At 63.3% G+C, this 526-nt stretch carries 1 protein-coding gene; it reads right to left on the bottom strand.

Annotated features, from left to right (window positions below; genetic code table 11):
- Positions 1-68: 68 nt before the first annotated feature.
- A complete protein-coding gene (locus tag IF803_RS42560) occupies positions 69-476 on the bottom strand; it encodes a transposase (RefSeq protein WP_461196174.1) in 408 nt (135 codons plus the stop codon).
- Positions 477-526: the final 50 nt, after the last annotated feature.

Raw genomic sequence — 526 nt, 5'->3', positions numbered from 1 at the left:
GGCCCGACTGACGCCAGCCAGCACGCACATCCGCTCGATCGTCAGCTCGCCTTGCCGCGGGGGCATCGTCATCGCCTGGATGACCGCGTAGACCCCGTCACGCCAGGCCCGGTGCTCGGCCGGCGTGCTTCCTTGACCCGCCGCAAGGCTTGCCGAAAAAAATCCAGTTCAATCTGCTGCTGGCCGATCTTGCGCTCAAGCTCGGCAATGCGCTCCGGCGCACCAGGGTCGGCAGCCGCAACATCGCGTGCCCGCTCCTTCACGCTCGGCGCAACGGCATCGCTTTTGCGCGGCCGGCCGATCGGCCGCAACGCCTCCGCCCCGCCGGCACGAAATAGATCGCGCCATGCATAGAGGTCCTTACGCAACACATTCAGCTCCTGGGAAAGAGCCTTTATGCGCTCACCCGCCAGAATGCGACGGACCGCCTCGAGCTTAAACTCTCGGCTGAAAACACGGGGCGATTTGCTGGACATACGTTCTCCGTTAGAGAACTGTCCCTAATTTCCCGTGTCTCACTTTTGGG

This window comes from Bradyrhizobium sp. UFLA06-06 (genome assembly GCF_054820065.1).
This window is presented reverse-complemented; position numbering and strand designations above follow the sequence as displayed.

Coding starts and splice junctions, on each gene's coding strand:
- IF803_RS42560 (WP_461196174.1), bottom strand. CDS start 476: ATGTCCAGCAAATCGCCCCGTGTTTTCAGCCGAGAGTTTAAGCTCGAG.